The sequence below is a fragment of the Kitasatospora sp. NPDC053308 genome (assembly GCF_055585785.1).
The window spans coordinates 96,304-114,472 of the sequence record NZ_JBVJJY010000023.1; the positions used below are offsets into that span (position 1 = coordinate 96,304).

General features: G+C 75.3%; 17 protein-coding genes and 2 pseudogenes. 8 read left to right on the forward strand and 11 right to left on the reverse strand.

Features of this window, described 5'->3' with window-relative positions:
* Positions 1–119 precede the first annotated feature (119 nt).
* From ACZ6Y7_RS33425 to ACZ6Y7_RS33435, 3 genes are all read right to left on the reverse strand, one after another.
* On the reverse strand, positions 120–1,730 hold the full coding sequence (locus tag ACZ6Y7_RS33425; protein WP_465761700.1) for a hypothetical protein: 1,611 nt from the start codon (positions 1,728–1,730) through the stop codon (positions 120–122).
* 123 nt (positions 1,731–1,853) lie between these two features.
* On the reverse strand, positions 1,854–2,663 hold the full coding sequence (locus ACZ6Y7_RS33430) for a DedA family protein (RefSeq protein ID WP_465761701.1): 810 nt from the start codon (positions 2,661–2,663) through the stop codon (positions 1,854–1,856).
* A gap of 204 nt (positions 2,664–2,867) precedes the next feature.
* A complete protein-coding gene (locus ACZ6Y7_RS33435; protein WP_465761702.1) occupies positions 2,868–4,058 on the reverse strand; it encodes a glycosyltransferase in 1,191 nt (396 codons plus the stop codon).
* A 320-nt stretch (positions 4,059–4,378) separates the two neighbouring features.
* On the opposite strand from ACZ6Y7_RS33435, the gene ACZ6Y7_RS33440 reads away from it, so the two are divergent.
* A complete protein-coding gene (locus tag ACZ6Y7_RS33440) occupies positions 4,379–6,031 on the forward strand; it encodes an immunity 49 family protein (protein WP_465761703.1) in 1,653 nt (550 codons plus the stop codon).
* Between the two features lie 49 nt (positions 6,032–6,080).
* On the opposite strand, the gene ACZ6Y7_RS33445 is transcribed toward ACZ6Y7_RS33440, so the two are convergent.
* From ACZ6Y7_RS33445 to ACZ6Y7_RS33455, 3 genes are all read right to left on the reverse strand, one after another.
* Positions 6,081–6,602 (reverse strand): GNAT family N-acetyltransferase, encoded by a 522-nt coding sequence (locus ACZ6Y7_RS33445; protein WP_465761704.1) that lies wholly within the window; start codon positions 6,600–6,602, stop codon positions 6,081–6,083.
* 170 nt (positions 6,603–6,772) lie between these two features.
* A complete protein-coding gene (locus tag ACZ6Y7_RS33450) occupies positions 6,773–7,375 on the reverse strand; it encodes a hypothetical protein (RefSeq protein WP_465761705.1) in 603 nt (200 codons plus the stop codon).
* Positions 7,376–7,449: 74 nt separating this feature from the next.
* Positions 7,450–8,613 (reverse strand): alpha/beta hydrolase, encoded by a 1,164-nt coding sequence (locus ACZ6Y7_RS33455; protein ID WP_465761706.1) that lies wholly within the window; start codon positions 8,611–8,613, stop codon positions 7,450–7,452.
* Positions 8,614–8,817: 204 nt separating this feature from the next.
* Here ACZ6Y7_RS33455 and ACZ6Y7_RS33460 point away from each other — a divergent pair.
* Positions 8,818–8,961: pseudogene (locus tag ACZ6Y7_RS33460) on the forward strand (phytanoyl-CoA dioxygenase); the annotation flags it as partial.
* Between the two features lie 168 nt (positions 8,962–9,129).
* On the forward strand, positions 9,130–9,648 hold the full coding sequence (locus tag ACZ6Y7_RS33465; protein WP_465761707.1) for a hypothetical protein: 519 nt from the start codon (positions 9,130–9,132) through the stop codon (positions 9,646–9,648).
* A 76-nt stretch (positions 9,649–9,724) separates the two neighbouring features.
* Here ACZ6Y7_RS33465 and ACZ6Y7_RS33470 read toward each other — a convergent pair whose 3' ends face one another.
* Positions 9,725–10,195: a rhodanese-like domain-containing protein gene (locus ACZ6Y7_RS33470; RefSeq protein ID WP_465761708.1), complete on the reverse strand. Its 471-nt coding sequence runs from the start codon at positions 10,193–10,195 to the stop codon at positions 9,725–9,727.
* A gap of 179 nt (positions 10,196–10,374) precedes the next feature.
* Positions 10,375–11,646 carry an ATP-binding protein gene (locus tag ACZ6Y7_RS33475; RefSeq protein ID WP_465761709.1) on the reverse strand — a complete coding sequence of 424 codons (1,272 nt, stop codon included), beginning with the start codon at positions 11,644–11,646 and terminating at the stop codon, positions 10,375–10,377.
* 377 nt (positions 11,647–12,023) lie between these two features.
* Between ACZ6Y7_RS33475 and ACZ6Y7_RS33480 the strand changes: the two genes are divergently transcribed.
* The gene (locus tag ACZ6Y7_RS33480) at positions 12,024–12,659 is read left to right on the forward strand and encodes a dihydrofolate reductase family protein (RefSeq protein ID WP_465761710.1); all 636 of its coding nucleotides are present in this window, start codon (positions 12,024–12,026) and stop codon (positions 12,657–12,659) included.
* 75 nt (positions 12,660–12,734) lie between these two features.
* Here the strand turns inward: ACZ6Y7_RS33480 and ACZ6Y7_RS33485 are convergent.
* A pseudogene (locus ACZ6Y7_RS33485) lies at positions 12,735–12,833 on the reverse strand (RidA family protein); the annotation flags it as partial.
* A gap of 171 nt (positions 12,834–13,004) precedes the next feature.
* On the opposite strand from ACZ6Y7_RS33485, the gene ACZ6Y7_RS33490 reads away from it, so the two are divergent.
* A complete protein-coding gene (locus ACZ6Y7_RS33490; RefSeq protein WP_465761711.1) occupies positions 13,005–13,457 on the forward strand; it encodes an SRPBCC family protein in 453 nt (150 codons plus the stop codon).
* 48 nt (positions 13,458–13,505) lie between these two features.
* On the opposite strand, the gene ACZ6Y7_RS33495 is transcribed toward ACZ6Y7_RS33490, so the two are convergent.
* Entirely contained in the window at positions 13,506–14,096 is a 591-nt protein-coding gene (locus ACZ6Y7_RS33495) for a GNAT family N-acetyltransferase (RefSeq protein WP_465761712.1), read from the reverse strand.
* Between the two features lie 57 nt (positions 14,097–14,153).
* Here ACZ6Y7_RS33495 and ACZ6Y7_RS33500 point away from each other — a divergent pair, with 57 nt between their 5' ends.
* Positions 14,154–14,906, forward strand: coding sequence for a hypothetical protein (locus ACZ6Y7_RS33500; protein ID WP_465761713.1), 753 nt, complete (start codon positions 14,154–14,156; stop codon positions 14,904–14,906).
* 44 nt (positions 14,907–14,950) lie between these two features.
* Entirely contained in the window at positions 14,951–15,652 is a 702-nt protein-coding gene (locus ACZ6Y7_RS33505; protein ID WP_465761714.1) for an alpha/beta fold hydrolase, read from the forward strand.
* A 95-nt stretch (positions 15,653–15,747) separates the two neighbouring features.
* On the opposite strand, the gene ACZ6Y7_RS33510 is transcribed toward ACZ6Y7_RS33505, so the two are convergent.
* Positions 15,748–16,980: a PP2C family protein-serine/threonine phosphatase gene (locus tag ACZ6Y7_RS33510; protein WP_465761715.1), complete on the reverse strand. Its 1,233-nt coding sequence runs from the start codon at positions 16,978–16,980 to the stop codon at positions 15,748–15,750.
* Between the two features lie 403 nt (positions 16,981–17,383).
* Here ACZ6Y7_RS33510 and ACZ6Y7_RS33515 point away from each other — a divergent pair, with 403 nt between their 5' ends.
* Complete coding sequence (locus ACZ6Y7_RS33515; RefSeq protein WP_465761716.1) at positions 17,384–18,082, forward strand: hypothetical protein; 699 nt, start codon at positions 17,384–17,386, stop codon at positions 18,080–18,082.
* The last annotated feature ends 87 nt before the right edge of the window (positions 18,083–18,169 follow it).

An 18,169-nucleotide genomic window follows, 5' to 3' on the forward strand; every position in this document is an offset into this window, starting at 1 on the left:
CTGCTCCGGCTCCGTCCGGTCCTGGCGGGTGCGCGGCGCGGGCTCGTCCCCGGGGAACGGCACCCGTGCGGCCGAGGGCCCGCCCGGTGGGACGGGCCCTCGGTCGCCGGGAGCCGGGGTCAGCGCAGGGTGCCGAGGTCCTTCGGGGCGGTGGTGCCGTTGAAGGTCAGCAGGTGCCGGTCGGCGGTGACGGCGTACAGGTCGGGTTGCCCGTCGCCGTCGCCGTCGCCCGAGCTGCCGAGCGTCGGGTACGCGGCGACCGGGAAGTCGCCGATCACGGTGCCCGTCGTCGGGTCGGCCAGCGCGGTGACGTCGTACCGGCCGTCGGCGCCCTTGGCGATCGGGTGCGTCCGCAGTTCGCCGGTGGCGCGGTCGCGCGACCAGAGGGCGAGCGTGCCGTCGGCCGCCTTGCCCGGGGCGATCAGGTCGTACCCGGCCCAGGCGCCCGTGGTGGAGATCCTCACGAACGTCTGGTAGCCGTACAGGAAGCCGGGGTCGGTGGAGAGCCAGAGGTCGCCGTCCTCGACCGTGAGGATCGAGGTCCGCTGGTCCGTTCCGAGCGCGCCCAGGGGCACCAGCTGGGTGGCCTTCGACCAGCCGGGGGTGAAGCCCTCCGGGACGGCCGGCGGGTCGAACGGGTTCACGTCCCGCCCGAAGGAGATCACGCCGCGGGCGAAGGCGCCCATGTCGAAGTTGCGGTAGAGGGAGATGGACGCGTCGCCCGGCCGGTGGGCCATCAGGTCGTCCACGGGCGCGTGCGACCGGTCCCAGCCGCGGTGCAGCAGTTGCACGCCGTTCCACCCCGCGCCGCCTGGGGCGCGGACGGCGGCGACGGTCGAGGTCGGCGCGGTGGTGGTGGCGTCCGCGCTGATGATCTGGAGGTTGCCGGCCGTGTCGGGCAGCAGGATGTCCGGAACGCCGTCGCCGTTGACGTCGCCCGGGGCGACGGGCGGGTTCGGGTTCGAGGGCGCGTAGAAGGTGTAGGTGACCGGCGCGGTGGTGTTGCCCGCGTTGTCGACGGCCTGCACGGTGAGGACGTTGGTGCCCCACTGGGCGGGCTTCAGCCGGAACGTCGCGCTGCCGTCGGCCCCGGCCACCACGGTGCCCCCGCCCTGGCACGGCGAGCCGACGCTCGGCGTGCCGTTCAGGACGTACTGGTAGCAGGCCACGCCCGAGCCCTGGTCGGTGCCCTTGACGGTGAAGGTGCCGCTCTGGCCGGCGTACTTGAGCGGGGTCGCCCCGCTGTCGGACGCCGGGAAGTCGGTGGACTCGACGGTGAACTGCGGGGCGGTGGCGTCGACGCCGAAGTGGCAGGCCGCGGTGGGCTTCCCGCCGCCCGGGCCGTAGTCGGGCCAGACCTGCCAGGAGTAGCCGGCCGCCTCGGCCAGGCCCGTGGGCCGGACCTGGACGGTGCCGTCGGCGGCCGTCCGCGCGCTCTGGTCGAAGACCTTGGCACCGGTCGCGTCCCACACCTTGAAGCGCGCACCGGGCGCGGTGGTGCGGGCGGTGAGCGTGGGCTCGGTGGTGCTGATCCAGCCCGGCGTCGTGGTGTCGTCGCAGGCGTCGGTGGACACCCGGGTGGTGACCGAGCCCGGGCTCGGGACGGCCTTGGGGTCGGTCACGGCCGACTGCCCGCTCTCGGCCGTGGCCGTGGGCACTCCCACGGTCATCAGGACGACGGCGGTGGCGCCCAGCGTGGCGGCCAGGCGCCCGCCGATGGTGGCTGACATGCGGTTTCCCCCTGTTTCGAACGCGTTCGATCTCGCGGCGGGAGCACTCTGTCAGCGGGCCGACCCGACGTCAACCGGGTTCGGGCGCGTCGGGGGGCCGCAGGACGCGGGGCCGGTGGGGGGTCAGTGCTTCCGGCCGTCGGTGTCGGTGGTGTCGCCGGTTCCGCCGTCGGAGGCGTCCGAGGCGTCGGAGCCGTCGGAGCCGTCGGAGCCGTCGGAGGCGTCGGCGGCGTCGGAGGCGTCGGAGGCGTCGGAGGCGTCGGCGTCGGTGTTGCCGGCGGCGTCGGTGTTGCCGGAGCCGTCGCCGTGGCCGTCGTTCGGGGGGTCGCTCCGCCGCGCGCGGTGGCGGCGGACGTACCAGACCAGCAGGGCGGCGGCGACGAGCGCGGCGATGGCGATCGCGGCGACCCGCCCGACCGTGCCCTCCACCCTGCTGTAGGCGGCTCCGGCGAAGTAGCCGAGGAGGGTGAAGCCGACGCCCCAGGCGAGTCCGCCGAGGGCGTTGTAGAGCAGGAAGCGGCGGTAGGGCATCCGGGACGTCCCGGCCAGCGAGGGCGCCAGCGGGCGGAAGAAGGCGACGAAGCGGCCGACGAACACGGCGGCCGGCCCGCGCCGGCGGATCAGGTCCTGCGCCGTTGCGACCCGCTCGGCGTGGCGCCGCAGCGGGCGGGTGCGCAGGATCGCCGGGCCGAGGTGGCGGCCGATCTCGTAGCCGGCGGTGTCGCCGAGGACGGCCGCGCAGACCACCACCAGGACCATCCAGCCGAGGGAGACCCGGCCCTGGTGGGCGAGGAAGCCGCCGAGGACGGCGGCGGTCTCGCCGGGGATGAAGAAGCTGAAGAACAGGGCGTCCTCGGTGAGGACCATGGCACCGACGACCGCGTACACGACCGGGCCGGACAGGCCGCGCAGCCAGTCGGTGATCGCGTGCATCGGCCACGCCCCGTCGACGATCGGGGCCCTTTCCGCCCTAAATATAACGATTGTCCGCACAGCGGCCGGTGCCTTCGGCGGCCGGGGACCCGGGCCTCCCCCGGCCCCTCTCCCCCGGCCGCCGGTCCCCGTCCGCCCGGTCCCCGGCCGCTCCGCCCCGCCTGCGACCGCCGGACAGCGGTCGCAGGCGGGGCGGAGCGGCCGTCAGCCGTTGCGGGCCGCCCCGGAGGAGCCCAGGGCTTCGAAGTTCGCGACGAGGTCGGCGGGGGACGGGAGGGCGTCGATCTCCGCCTTCACGTCCGCGGCCGCCTTGCGCAGGGAGTCGTCCGTGACCAGCCGCTCCAGCAGGTCGGTGTCGACGGTGTCCAGGCCGGAGGTCAGCGCGAAGCCGGCGGCCCGGGCGGCGGCGGCGTTGGCGAAGTTGTCGGCGCCCTGGGGCAGGATCAGCTGGGGGACGCCCAGCGCGGCGGCGGTCATCATGCTGCCCGAGCCGCCGTGGTGGACCACGCCGTCGACGGCCTGGAGCAGCTGGCTCAGCGGCACCCAGGGCAGCGGCCGGACGTTGGCGGGCAGCGTGCCGAGCGGGGCGAGGTCCTCGTCGCCGACGGCGAGCAGGACCTCGGCGTCGAGCGCCCCCGCCTGCTCGATCAGCCGGGAGACGGGCGCGATGCCCTCCCACTCGGTGAACACCGTGCCCAGCGTCACCGCGATCCGCGGCGTGCCGCCGCGGCCGATCAGGTCGGCGGGGACCGTCCCGCCGCCGTTGTAGGGCACGTACCGCACCCGCCAGCCCCCGCCGTCCCCTCCGAGCGAGGCCGGCACGACGTCCACGACGCCGGCGGGAGCGGTCGGCTCGACGCCGTGCGCCCGGTAGTCGCCGGCGAGCAGGCGGCGCAGGCGGGCCGCCGCCCCGCCCGAGGTCACCCCGAAGTTGTGCGCCACGGCGGGTATGCCGAGCTTGGCGGCCACCAGCGGGGCGGCGCCCTGGAAGGACTCGTGCACGATGACGTCCGGCCGCCAGCGCCGCCCGACCTCCAGCAGGCCGTCGATGGTCGAGCGGCCGAACTCGGCGAAGCCGAGCGCGCTCAGCTCGTGCGTCTCCTCCTCCGTCCGCTCCGCGTCGGCGAAGCGGACGTCCTTCGGCAGGGCGCGGGCGAAGGCCTCCCTGAGCGGGCTGCCGTCGCCGACCTCGACGACGGGCAGTCCGGTGTTGCGCAGGATCGCGAGCGGGCGCTGGCCGGCGAACAGGACGTCGTGGCCGGCCGCCCGCAGGGCCAGCGCGGTGGGGATCACGGGGAAGATGTGGCCGACCGCCCCGGGGGCGGTGAACAGGACGCGCACGGTGGTCCTCCTGATGCGAACGGGTTGCTCGTGGTCGAGCTCGGCTGTGGCCACGTCGCCCCTGGTGAGCCGGTGGCCGCCCCCCGGCGGCCACTGCCCGGAAGCCTGTCACGGCCCGCACCGGCCGGGCAGTTGTCGTTTGTGACGAACGTTCACCTGAGGGACGATCGGGTTTCCTCCTACTCGCCAGGTCCCGTTCCCTTGCCACGCCGCCACGGGTGTGTCCCGACGGCCGGGCCGGCGGCGGTCCCGCCCGCGGCCCCGGTGGTCGGGCCGGCGACGGTCCCGCCCGCGGCCCCGGCGGCCCCGCGGCCCGGGTTGTCCGACCCCCCGCCTAGGCTGGGGGCCCAGTCGATGATCAAGGGGGCAGGACCGTGCGGATCGAACGTCACCGGGTGGACGGGGCGCGGGTGGCACAGGCCGGCGAGGACTTCGTGAACCGGATCGGGCGGCAGGTCCACTCCTACGCGCGCGCCGACCTGATGACCACCACCGAGTGGCAGCTGATCGCCGACTCCTTCCTCGACTACCTCGGCGCCCTGTCCACCACCCGGCCCGCCCTGGACACCCCCGAGGCCAAGGCCGTCCTCAAGGACGCCACCGAGGCCGCAGTGGGCGCCGTCTCCTTCGCCGCCTACTACCCGCACGACGGGTTCCACGTCTTCCTCGACTACCCGAACTTCGGGATGAGCTACCGGCGCGAGGAGGGGCTCGAACGCGATCCCCGCCACCGGGTCGGCGCCACGGAGTGGCTCGACGCGTTCTGCCTCGCGATCCTCTCCGACCGGGTCTCCCCGCACGGCGAGGCCTTCTGCTGGGCCCGGCAGCTGATGCCCGACGAGCCGCTCACCCCCGCCCTCGAACTCGTCGACGGCTTCGCGGCCCACTTCTTCGAGGGGTTCGACGCGCCCACCGGCACGCAGCCCGGCCTGCGCGCGCTGCGCGCCCTCACCGACGGGGACCGCGGGGCCTTCGACGCCGCGCTGCTCGCGCTGCTCCAGGACGTCCCGCACGGCCCCCGGCCCGCCGGCCTCCTGCCGCTCGTCCCGATCGCCCTCGCCGCGCTCGCGTACCGCACGTACGGCTGGCTGCCGGCCGTCGACACGGACTACCTCCCCCACGCCCTGGTCACCGGCTTCGAGAGCCCCGGCCCGCGCGTCCTCGGCCTGGGCCGCGGCCGGCGCGCCGACGCCGTGGCCCGGCTCGCCGCCGGGCCCGTCGACGTCGACCGTCCGAGCCCCGCCCGCGTCCTCGGCCCGGACGGCGAGGCCCGCTTCGAGCGGCGCACCCTGGAGGCCCTCACGCCGAAGGACGGCCGGCCGCTGGACGCGTGGGACCTCACCAGCGCCCTGCGGTACCAGACCTGGCTCCTGTCGGCACGCGCCTCGCAGTCCGCCGACGCCACCGACGCCCAGCTCGCCAACCTGCGGCTCGGCTCCCGGCTGGGAGCCGCGGCGTTCCGGGCCGCCCTCGCCGAACCGGGCACCGAGGCCGAGGTGACGGTCGACGGCCGGACGCTGCGCTTCCCCGCCTGCAGGGACGAGGACTTCGGCCCGCTGTTCTGGGAGACGGCCCTGTCCTACGCCCTGATCACCGGCGACCCCGAGGACCTCGAACCGCTCCTCCTGGCCGGCCCCACGATCGCCGCCGAGGACCGCACCCCGTTCGCCCCGTACCGCACCGCCCTGCACGACCACCTCCGCGGCGCCGACCCGCTCCCGGCCACCGAACGGGCCCTGAAGGAGGCGGAGCGCATCCGGGACCAGGGCTACCTCCCGCCCCCGGTCGTGCTGTTCTCCCAGCTCGTCGAGGGCGACGAGACCAGCTTCAACCTCGCCCTGCTGGACGCCCTGGAAGCCCACCGGGACCACCACAGCGTCGCCGACCGCGCCACCGACACCGGCGCCCCGCTCAACCTGGGCATCCTCGCCCTCGCCTGCCACGCCCGCCGCAGTCGCGGCTGGGCCGTGCACGTCCGCTCCCCCTATCTCCCGCCGCGCCTGCTGGCGGCGGCGGGGCGCGCCTGACGCGCCGGCCCGCGGCCGCCGCCGGCGGGACGTCCCGCCGGGACAGGGCCTACGGCCTGGGATCGGTGCGCAGCAGGCCGTACACGACGGAGTCGCGCCATTCGCCGGCGCGGAAGGTCATGGCGCGATGGACGCCTTCGCGGGTGAAGCCGACCTTCTCCAGGGCGCGCTGCTCGGCGAGGTTGCCGGTCTCGGTGTCCGCCTCCACGCGCATCACCGGCGTGCAGGCGAACAGGTAGTCGACCAGGAGGCGTTGGGCCCGTGTCCCGATCCCGCGCCCACGTGCGTGCGGGGCCAGTTGGATCCCGATGTTCCAGTACGGCATGGTGGGCAGCAGGCCCACCCGGTCGGCGGCGACGAAGCCGCAGAACTCGTCGCCGAGGACGACCGCGAAGATCCACTGGTCGTCGCCGAGCAGCCCGTGCTCCTCCCAGCGGCGCCGGAACCGCTCGGGATCCCGCCAGCCGTGCCACTGGAACTCGCCGGTCGCTTCCGGGTCGTTGACCAGTCGGCCGAGGGCGGGGAGGTCGGCTTCGGCTATCGGGCGCAGGGAGACCGCTTCATCGCTCACCCGGTCACCCTAACCACCCGCAGCGCCGCGCTCCCTGACGCCCCGTCGCCTACCTCGTGCGGCTCGACGCGCCTCGCCCGCCTCGCGCGGCCCGACCCGCGGACCGGCGCCGGGTGCGGGTGCGGGTGCGGGTGCGGGTGCGGTGACGGCTCGGGCGCGCGGGAGGGCGGTCAGGTCCCGTCGGTGCCGAAGAGCGGGTCGAGGGGCTCGCCCTCGTGGCCGAGGACGAGGCACGCGGTGGCGATCGGGCTGCGGGAGAGTTCCGCGAGCCGGGCGAGGGCTGCCGCCTCGGAGGGGAGCTCGGCGGGGTCGAGACCGAGCGCCCGGGCCGCGCGGTGGCGGCGCTCGTCGAGGTCGGGGGTGTCCTCGCGGTACTGGTCGGCGATGGTCCGGAGCTGTTCGGCGGTCCGCCCGGGGGCGTCCCGCCACCACGGCGCCGCCAGGCACAGCCGCACCAGCTCGGGCAGTCCGACCGCGAGCGGCCCGGCCTGGCCGTCGAGGCTCACGTACACCACCGGGCGTTCCTCGCCGCCCTCGCCGACGAAGCAGAACGCGTCCCCCGTGCCCGCCCGCGCGAACTGCTCAAGCCGGGCTCCGGAGGCGAGCCGGACGCCCTCCTCGAGTTCGGGGTCGGCCGGGCTCGTCGCGTCGAGGTCGGCGACCACGGCGAAGAACGCGACGACGTCCCCGTCGTCGGCCAGGAGGGGCAGCAGGGCGTCGGGCCGGGGCGGGGCGCCGGGGCCGCCGGTCGGGGCGGTTGTCGATCCGTTCACCGCTCCACCGTAACCGGGGCCCCGGCGCCCCCGGGCCCGGGGGCGCCGGGGGCGGGCGGGTGCGGCTCGGGGTGTCAGCGGGCCGGGATGATGCCGCTCAGCCAGGTGAAGGTCGGCACGACCAGGGGCTTCCAGGTGCTGGTCAGGTGCGCGCCGGTGGTCTCGAAGGGGGTGACGGTGGTCGGGCTCTTCGCCGCCTGCTGCAGGGCGGTCGCGTCCTCCAGTCCGTCGCCGCGCTTGCCGGTCACGTAGAGCGCGACGTTCGGCGGGGTCGCGGCGTGCGTGAGGATGTGCAGCGGGTTGGCGCTGTCGCGCAGCTTCGGGTCCTTGGCGGTCAGTGAATTCGGTTCGCCGGCCGGGTCGTTGTAGCCGGACATGCTGATCGCGGCGCGGTACCGGTTGGGGTGGGAGAGCGCGAGGCGCAGGGCGCAGTGGGCGCCGGCCGAGTAGCCGGACAGGGCCCAGCGGTCCGCGGTGGCGTCGGCCCGGAAGTTGTCGACGATCATCTGGGGGACGTCCCGGGAGAGCCAGGTCTCGGCGTTCACCTTGCCCGGGATGTCGGCGCACCCGGTGTCGGTCGTGCCGAGCAGGGTGACCCGCGGGGCGACCAGGATGAAGGGCGTGACCCGGCCGGACTTCATCAGCGGTTCGAGCTGCTTGGTCGCTTCCATGGCGTCGCCGAACCAGGCGCTGGAGGATCCGGGGTACCCGACGAGCAGTTCGACCACCGGGAAGGTCTTGTCCTGGTAGGCCGGGTCGTCGTACTGCGGCGGCGTCCAGACCAGCACCTCGCCGTCGACTCCGGAGAGCCGGCCCTTGAGGTCGGCCTGCTTCACGTTCCTGGGCACCGCGTCCGAGTCGGGCACGTGGAAGGCCTGCGGCACCTTCGGGGCGGGGCTGCCGGACGGGCCGGCGGGCCGGTCGCCGGCCAGGCCCTCGTCCTTCGGGGGCACGGGCACGGCCCGGACGTGGCTGGAGTTGCCCAGCAGGTCGCCCCAGCTGTCGTAGAGCTGGTTCTCGTTGTTGACGATCACGAAGACCAGCGCCACGGCGGTGAACTGACAGAGCAGCACGGTGCCGAGGTAGGAGAGCGCGCGCAGCGGTCTGCGCCGCCCTTCCGCGGTGCGGGCCGGACCGAGGAGGGCTCCGCCGCCCAGCCATTGCGCCATGGCCAGGGCCAGCGAGGCCGCGAACAGGACGACGGTGAGGACGAGGAAGGGCGTGCCGGTCAGTTTCATCGCGTGCGTGCCTGGTTTTCTGTGCCGTCCGGGTCCGTGTGCCCGGGGTCTCCTGGGAGACAGCGTGGAACTGCCGTTCGGTTGCCCGTTTCCGAGAGTTTCCTGGGAATCGTGGGAGGCGGGTCCGCTCACGCGCCGTCGGCCCGACAGCGGAGGTACGGAAGGTGTCGGGGGGCCGGGGCCCGGCGTCACCGCAGGATGGGCGTGGATGACGGGACTCCGGCATCCCGGTTCCCGGACGACGGCTTCGTGAAGCCGGCGGGCGCCGTCGCGCCACGGGTGGCCGCGGACTGCGCGCGGCTGCTGCGGCGGGAGACGGGCTGCGACCGACGCGCGGACAGTCCCGCCCGGGACGCCGGGGGAGTCCCGCTCGTAGGGCGCGAGGCGGCTGCGGCCGTGCGAGGAACGGGTGGCCGGCGACGGCGCCTGACGGGACGCCGGGCGGGAGCCGAACCCCGGCTAGGCTGAAACCCGCACGTCAATGGCCGTGCACGGCGGCCGGGGAGGGTTCTGGCAGTGGAGACGATGGGCGAGCTGGACGAGCTGCGGGCACGGGTGGAGGCCCTGGAGGCGGAGGTCGGCCGACTGCGCGAGCAGTCGGCGCCGACCCGTGAGAAGGCGACGCACGTGAAGGCGCGGCCCGCGCGGACGAGGCGCACGACGACGACGGCACCGGCCGCACCGGCCGCACCGGCGACGCCGGCCGGTCGCGACGGCGCCGGTGCCGGTGCCGGTGAGGGTGAGGGTGACGGCACGACAGCCCCCTCCGCCGACGTCTCCCCCGTGGGCGACCGCCGGCGGCTGCCCGACCCCCTCCCCGCGAGCCGGGTCGAGCCGCGCGGGACGATGACCGACCTCGCGGACGCCCTCGGCGTGATGGTCTCCGACCAGGCCGAGCAGACCCGGGTGCTGCGGGCCCACGCCCGGACCCTGGAGACCCAGAGCAGCACGCTCGCCCGGCACGGCCGGTTCCTGGAGAGCCTCCTGGCCGGCCAGGCCGTCCTCCACCAGGAGCTGCGCCGCGAGAGCCGCTGAGCGGCACGGCGGCGCGGCCCAGACCGCGGGTCCCGGTGAGTGGGGTGGGGTGGGTGGAGACGGGGCCGTTCGGCGGTCAGCAGGCGCAGGAGATGCCTGAACGGGGGGCGGTGAGGTCGTCGACGGGGCGCCGGCCGGGGCCGGCGGCGGTGTCGTAGGCGAAGCCCTCGCGGGCCCAGTACTCGAAGCCGCCGAGCATCTCCTTGACCTGGTAGCCGAGGCGGGCGAAGGCCAGGGCCGCGCGGGTCGCGCCGTTGCAGCCGGGTCCCCAGCAGTAGGTGACCACCGTGCGGGCCGGGTCGATGAGCTGCGGTGCCAGGTCGGCGATCCGCGCGGTGGGGAGGTGGAGGGCGCCGGGGATGCGGCCCTGGTCCCAGGCCTCCCGGCTGCGGGTGTCGACCACCACGATGCCGGGTGCGCCGGAGGCCAGGTCGGCGTGGACGTCGGAGACGTCCGCCTCGAAGGCGAGCCGGGCGGCGTAGTGGGCGGCGGCCTCGGCCGGGGTGGCGGCGGGCACGCTCAGGACGGCGCTGGAGGTGGCGGGCATCGGGGTACCTCGTGTTCTGGCGGGATCGGGGCGGGTCCGGCGGGCCGGCGGGCCGGGTTCCCCCGGCCGGCCGTTGGCTCCATCCTCGGTTCACCGGCCCCGCCGGACGAGTGGCGTGAACGCCTGGAGCCGCCAAGATCCCGCCAGGCGCACGGGGTGTCGTGTCGTCGTGCCCGCCGTCACAGCCGGGCGTGGGCGCCGATGTCGGCGCGGAAGGCCTCGACCATGGCGGCCGTCACCGTGGGGCGGCTCGCGCCGATCGCGGCGAGGTGGTCGGCGGTGGTCGCTCCGGGGACGGCGTCGTCGCGTTCGAAGGCGCTCTGGGCCGCCAGGCGCGCGGCGTGTTCGATGTCGGCGGGCGAGAAGCGCTCGCTCGCGGCGACCAGGGCGGCGATGTCCACGTCGGCGCGGTCGGTGCCGAGGGCGTAGCGCGACCAGATCGCGGTGCGGGCCTCCGCGTCGGGCGGGCCGATCGGGATGACGTAGTCGAAGCGGCCGGTGCGCAGGAAGGCCGGGTCGAGCGAGCGCACGGAGTTGGTGGCGCACACCAGCAGCCGGCCGTCGCGTTCGCGGAAGCCGGGGATCAGCTTGAGCAGTTCGTTGGTCACCCCGTGCATCGCGCCGGTGTGGCCGGCCTCGCCGCGCACCGGGGCGATCTCCTCCACCTCGTCGATGAAGACCAGCACCCGTTCCAGTTCGCCGATCCGCGCGAACGCGCTGCGCAGGGCCGCGGCGAGGTTGCCCTCGTCGGCGAGGCGGGAGGGCAGCAGTTCGACGAACGGCCAGCCCAGGCGGGAGGCGATGGCCCGGGCGAAGGTGGTCTTCCCGGTGCCGGGCGGGCCGAACAGGGTGATGGCGCGCGGCGGACGCACCCCGTGGCGGGCGGCGCGCTCGGGCTCGGCGAGCGGCAGGACGATCCGGCGCTCGATGAGGTCCTTCTCGGCGGTCATCCCGGCCACCTCCTCCCACAGGCCTCCGCTCAGCAGCCGCCCGCCGAGCTCGTCGAGGGTCCCGGGCGCGGAGCCGGCGGCGGGCTCGGTCTTCTCGAAGTACGCGGCGGCGGGCCGCCGTTGGTAGCCGGCGTTGTGCAGCCCCTCGCCGAGCAGTTCCTCCTCGGGCAGCACGTAGGCGATCCGCCGCACCCGGGCCTCGACCAGGCGCCGCTCCAGTTCCCGCAGGAGCGCGCTGGCCAGGCCCCGGCCGCGCCAGGCCGGGGCGATCGCCACCCGCATCACCCACGCCCGCTCGCCCGCCCCGGCGACCTGGGCGAGCGCGGCCCCGATCGGCGTGCCGCGGTGGACCGCGACGACGGCGGGCTGGCGCGCGGTGAGCGCGGCGATGCACTCGGCGAGCGAGAACACGGATTCCTGCCCGAGCCCGGCGGTGCTGTCGATGAGGTGGACGACGGGGGCCAGGTCGTCCTCCCGGTAGTCGTGGATCAGCCAGTTCACGTGCGTCGCTCCCTGAGGTCGCCGGTGCCGGTGGTGCGGACCGCGGATCGCGGATCGCGGATCGCGGATCGGATGGCGGCGAAGGTAGGCGCGCCAGGCGGGGGCCGTCGCGTGCCGGCCGGGACAACGCGGCGTGGACGAACCGGACGGTGCGGCGTCTTGCCCCGGGCCCGGCGGGCCTGCGGTGGCGGGCGGGGCCACCTGCGCGCCCGCACCGTCCGACCTCCACCGCTCGACCCGCGCGACGCGCTGCGGACGGCCGGGCCGGGCCGGGGCCGGTGCCCTATCGTGAGCCGGAGTGCCGGCGCGGCGATGAGTTTTCGGGCCCCGGCCGGTCTACATCTCGACCGGGATCACCGACTCATCGGGAGTACGTCATGGGCCACATCGAGATCGAGCTGTTCGCGACCCTGGACCTCGTCGGGCAGGCGCCCGGCGGTCCGGACGAGGATCCGGTCGGGTTCCCGTTCGGCGGCTGGCAGGCGCCGCTGATCGACGAGGCCACCGGGGCGCAGATCCTCGCCGCGTACGAGGGCACGGACGCCCTGCTGCTGGGCCGTCGGACGTACGACATCTTCGCCGCCTACTGGCCGCAGCAGAAGGAGGGCGAGATCGCCGAGCTGTTCAACCGCGTCCCCAAGTACGTGGCCTCCCGGGGCGAGCCGGAGCTGCCCTGGGCCGGGTCCGTGCGGCTCGGCCCGGACCTGGCCGCGGCGGTGCGGGAGGTCCGCGACCGGCACGAGCACGTGAAGGTGGTCGGAAGCCTGGACCTGGTGCAGAGCCTGCTGCGGGAGAGGCTCTTCGACCGCATCGACCTCTGGGTGCACCCGATCATGCTCGGCGTCGGGAAGAAGGTGTTCGAGGGCGGCGCGGTGCCCACCAACCTCACGCTCCTCCAGCCCCCGGCCGTCGGCACCCAGGGCACCGTGTTCCTGCGCTACGGGCTCGCCGACGGCACGCCCCGGACGGGCGACATGAGCGCGCCCGACCGCGGCCTCGGCGGCGACAGCTGACGGCCGGCGGCCCCGCCGGGGGGCGGTCCTGCGGGCGGCGGTGCCCCGGGTTCCGCCCCTCCCCCGGGCGACGGCTCAGTCGAGCAGCGCGGTCGCCTCGACCTCGACCAGCACGTCCGACTCGAAGAGCTGCTCGACGCCGATGAGGGAGACCGGGGGCATCGGCAGGGACAGCGTCCGTACGGCCCGGGCCCGGCGCTCCGCGCTCGGACGGGGCGCGGCACCCGGGCGGGTGCCGGGCCTCGTCCGCGTCGCGCGGCGTTCGCGCCGCGTTCCCGGAGTTGCCGCCGCCCGGCGGACGGCGCAGATTGGCGGGAGCGCCGTCGACGTGGGAGAGGTGCGGTGATGAGCACGGTGGTGGAGTCCATCGACGTGGACGTGCCCGTCCGCGCCGTCTACGCGCGGTGGGCGACCTTCGAGGAGTTCCCGCGGTTCATGGACGGCGTGGAGGAGGTGCGGCAGCTGGACGACCGCCGGGCCCACTGGCGGACCAGGATCGCCGGGCTGTCCCGGGAGTTCGAGACCGAGGTCGTCGAGCGGGTGCCCGATGAGCGGGTCGCCTGGCGCACCACCGGCGAGAGCGTGAAGCACACCGGCACGGTCGGCTTCGAGCCGCTCGGCCCGGGCCGGACCCGGGTGACGATGACCATGGTGTTCCGGCCCACCGGCCTGGCCGAGCGGGCCGCCGACCGGCTGGGCGTGCTCGGCGTCCAGGTGCGCGGCGACCTGCGCCGCTTCAAGCGGTACGTCGAGGAAGCCGCCGGCGACTCCTCCGGGGGCACCTCCGGGGCCGAATAGGCCACCGTCCGGCCGTCTCCGGCCCGGCGGGGGCGCTCTGACGGAGCGTCAGGACCGGCGCAGGTCCAGCATGGCGAACACCTTGTCGTACCGGCGTTCCCCGACCGCGACGTAGTCCGGCAGCCGCCCGTACTCGGTGAAGCCGAGCGAGAAGTAGAGGTGCAGCGCGTCGGCGTTGTCGCCGCGGGCGTCCAGGGTGAGCACCTCGATGCCCGCGGCCCTCGCGTCCGCGATCAGCGCCGCGGTGAGCGCCCGCCCGATGCCCCGGCCCTGGGCGGCGGCGGAGACCGCGAGCTTCTCCAGGTCCGCGTGCGGGCGGTGGGTCGGGCGCCGGTGGCGCAGCCAGTAGCCGAAGCCGACCAGCCGCCCGTCCAGGTACGCCGCCCGCAGCGCGCCGTCCCCGGCCCGCGAGTGGGCCAGCACCTGCGCGACCAGGGCCGCGACCTCCTCGGCCGAGGGCGGCTCCAGCCACCCCAGCGCGGCGCCAGCCGCCACCAGCTCGGCCAGGATCCGGTGCGCGGCGGCCGCGAACTCCCCCGCGCTGGCCTCCCAAGCCGCCCCCGCCCGCTCGGCCACCGCCGCGGCGTCGAGGACGACGAGGTCGGGAGAGGTCACGGCGGCGGGATCGTTGTGGATCATGCCCGGAAGCCTATCCTCCGCGGCGGCGGCCGCCGTGCGGGTCGCTAGCCTGACGGGGTGACAGGAGTACTGGCGTTCGGTGCACTGCTGGCCCGGCTGATGGAGCACCGGGCGCTCGACGCCGCCGCGCTCTCGGCGGCAGCCGGGGCCGGCCAGCGGGAGCTGCGGGCCGTGCTCGACGGGCGGGCGCCGACCGGGCGGCTGCTCAGGGCCCTCGGGCCTGCGCTCGGGCTGCACGCCGCCGACCTGTTCGTCCTGGCCGGGCAGCCGGTGCCCGACGACCTCACGCCGGTCACCCGCAACCCGCACTGGAGTGTCCGCGGCCTGGTCTACGACACCGCGCAGATGTCCGCCGCGAACCGGCGCCTGCTGCTGGCGGCGATGCGGGCGCAGCCCCCGGTGCTGCGGGAGGGCCGGGGCGGGGTCGACCGGCCTTACCACCGGTACGGGCCGGGCTTCGGCGCGGTGCTCGTGCGGCTGACGCACAACCGGAACCTGGGTTGGCTGTGCACGGCGCAGGCCCTGTACGCGGTGACCGACGGGCGGATCTACCTGTCGGCGGCCACGATCGGCGGGGTGGCCGGCGCCGTCGTGGAGGCGACGCCCGAGCTGGTGGCCGGCTTCGCGGGGGTGCTGGGCATCCCCGCCGCCGACCTGGCGGCGCTCGGCGGCGTCGAGCTGCCGGACGGCCTGCCGCCGCTCCACCCCCGGGCCGTCGACGTGGCCGCGGTCGTCTGGGAGGCCCGCCGCCTGACCACCGCCCGGCTGGCGCAGGTCGGCCTCACCGCCCGCCGCCTGGCCGGGCGGTAGCGTCGACGCACACGTGGGCGGCCGCCCACGGGAGGAGGACGAGGATGGCGACCTTCACGCTCGTTCCCGGCGCCGACGGGCGGGCGTGGTTCTGGCACCGGCTGGTGCCCGAGCTGCGGGCCCGGGGGCACGACGTGGTGACGATGGACCTGCCGAGCGAGGCCTCCGCGGATCTGGAGGAGTGCGCGCGGGCCGTCGTCTCGGCGGTGGAGCGGCAGGCCGGCCTGAGCGGGCCGCTGGTGCTGGTGGCGCAGTCGCTCGGGGGGTTCACCGCTCCGCTGGTGTGCGGGCGGCTGCCGGTGCCCGTGGCGGAGCTGGTGCTGCTCAACGCCATGGTCCCGGTGCCCGGGGAGACGGCCGGGCAGTGGTGGGCGAACACCGGGCAGGCCGAGGCCCGTTCGCAGTACGCGGCGGCCACCGGGCGGGGCGCCGATCCCGCGTTCGACCCGCTGGTCGACTTCTTCCACGACGTCCCGGCCGAGGTGACCGAGGAGGCGTTCGCCCTCGGCGCATCCGAGCCGCCGGCCGCGATGTTCGCCCAGCCGTGGCCGCTGACCCGCTGGCCGGAGGTGCCGACCCGGTTCCTCCAGGCCCGGGAGGACCGCATCTTCCCGCTGGAGTTCCAGCGCCGGATCGTCCGTGAGCGGCTGGGCTTGGAGGTCGAGGAGATCCCCGGCGGCCACCTGGCCGCACTCAGCCGTCCGCGGGACCTGGCGGACGCGCTGCTGCGCCCGCCGCCCGCGTAGCCACCGGCCCCTCCCAGCACGGGGCGGGGCCGGGATCCGCCGTGTCGAGGACGGCCGGTCGCCTCCGTCCCCGGGTGGACCCGCTCCGGCGCCGGTCAGGGGCGTGGCAGGTCCGGGGGGAGGCTGTGGCCCGGCGGGCCGCCGGACGGCCGCCACTCGATCATCATGATGGTCGCATCGTCCGACAGGGTGGCGTTCTGACTGTCCAACAGGGCGTGGATCAGCCGGCGGAGTGCCTCCGGCGCCCGCTCGCCCGCCGCCATGGCGCGGATGACGAAGTCGGCGAACCGGTCGAGCCCGAAGAACTCGTGGTCCGCCCCCTTCGCCTCGATCACCCCGTCGGTGTACATCAGCACCCGGTCGCCCGGGAGCAACCGGAAGCTGTGGACCGCCCGCTCGGTCGGAATGACGCCGAGCAGCCCGAGCGGCGGCTCGGCGGCCCGTACCAGGGCGTCGGTCACCACGACCTCGTCCCGGATGAGCAGCGGTGCCGGGTGACCGCAGTTCGACCAGCGCATCAGGCCGGTCGCGAGGTCGAGCCGCAGGAAGACGCCGGTGGCGAACCGGTCGGGGAACCAGCGGGCCAGCGCGTCGTCGATGGTGGCGACCAGCTCGGGCAGGTCGGCCCCGTTGCGGCGGGCGTTGCGGCAGGCCGCCAGCGCCAGGGCGGCGGTCAGGCCCGAGGCCAGGTCGTGGCCCATCGCATCGAGCACGGCCGCGTGCAGCGCACCGGCGGCGAGCGTGTGCTCGAACGCGTCGCCGCCCAGGTCGTAGGCGGGCTCCAGGACGGCGGACGAGATCACCTCGTCGGCGCAGAGCGTGCGTGGCGGGAGGAAGGCGCGGAGCATCTCCGCCGGCAGGCTCATGGTGTCCGAGCGGGCGGTGCGAGCGTAGCTGTCGCTGGTGGCGCGCTTGGCGGTGATGACCAGCGCCAGTAGCGCCGCCAGCAGCCTGCACCGGCGCACCACGTCGCCGTCGATGGCGGCGGCCCGCAGGCGGAGCAGGCCCAGCCGGTCGGCGCCGTCCACGAGCGGGAACCAGACCACCAGTCCCGCGTCGCCGTCCTCGGCCATCCGCAGCGAGCCTGTGCGGAACGCCCACCCGGCGAGGCTGCCCTCGACGGGCAGGCAGGGCGCTCCGGGCGGGACGGGGACCAGCTGGTTCTGTTGGATGTCGACCAGGTAGACCGTGCAGTGTCCGAGGCCGAGGGCCTGCGCGTACTGCTCGGCCATGGTCTGGGCCTCCAGCGGGTCCAGTGTCCGGCCGGTGGTGAGGAAGTGTTCCAGCAGTTGCTCGCCGAGGTTCAGTGGAGGGGTGTCAGCGGCCATGGGAGCACCCGATCTCCAAACGGCCGGATCGGCCAGCCGACACGTTGGCGGCGTACCGCCGGTCCCCCGAAGGGCCCAGCGCCGGGGCCGGTCGGCGGCGGGCGGGACCCGGCCCCGCACCGCCTCGGGCACGGCGTCACCGCCCCGCTCCAGCACCACCTGGCCCTCGCCGACCGCCTCCGTGACGAGATCGATGCCCGTCCCCGTCCGGAACTCGGGCGATCACCTGCCGGGGGCGCGTCCTGCCGGGCACCGCCTGCCGGGCGGTCGGCTCACCGGCCCGCTCCCGTACGCCGCCGCGCAGGTGGAACGAGAATAGGGGGTTCGCTGGGACGGCGGTGAACTCCGGTGGGATGCTGGGCCCTTGGTCCGATCACCGCACCACCCCTGGGGAGAACCACCCATGCCGCTGTTCGGCAATCGCAAGAACCTTCCGAAGCCGCTGTGCGACGAGCACGGCCCGTGCAAGGCGCTGGCCTCGATCTCGATCTTCGAGGTCCGGGACCGGCTGCGGCTCCTGTTCGCACCCACCCGCTCCCTGGGCCCCGACCCGCTGGCGCGGCAGATCGACGACGAGCTGTCGGTCGTGCTGTGCGTGGACGGCGGCAAGCGGGGCGGGAAGACCGAGGCCCTGTCGATAGCCGAGCACGCCTCCGACCAGTGGAGCATCAGCCGGGCCGAGCTGTGGGAGAAGGCCTTCGCCAACCTGGGCAACCAGCAGCTCAACCGGCAGTCCTTCAACGCGACGAACGGCGACGTCCTGTACGCCGTCAACGGGATGGGGGCGTGGCCCGGCGCCGCCCAGGCCCTGCGCCTGGAGAACGCCCTGGGCGGGGCCGCGTTGCCGTACGGCGCCCTGGTCACCCTGCCGACCAACAACGCGTTCTGCGCGGCGCCGATCCGCACCGGCTCCTCGCTGAACGCGATCCGTTTCATGATCGACCTGTCGAAGCAGCTCCAGATCAACGACCCGGCCCCGCTGACCTCGTCGATCTTCTGGTACCGGGACGGCTGGCTGGAGAACCTCAACGTCGGCGACAACGGCATGATGCGGCCGTCCGCCCGCTTCCGGGAGCTGGCACGCACCCTGCCCCCCGCCTGACAGTGAGGATGTGACGTGGTGATGTTGCCGGTGGGTCTGACCCTCCGCCTGACTGACGTCTCGACTGTCCTGTTTGGGATTTGTCGG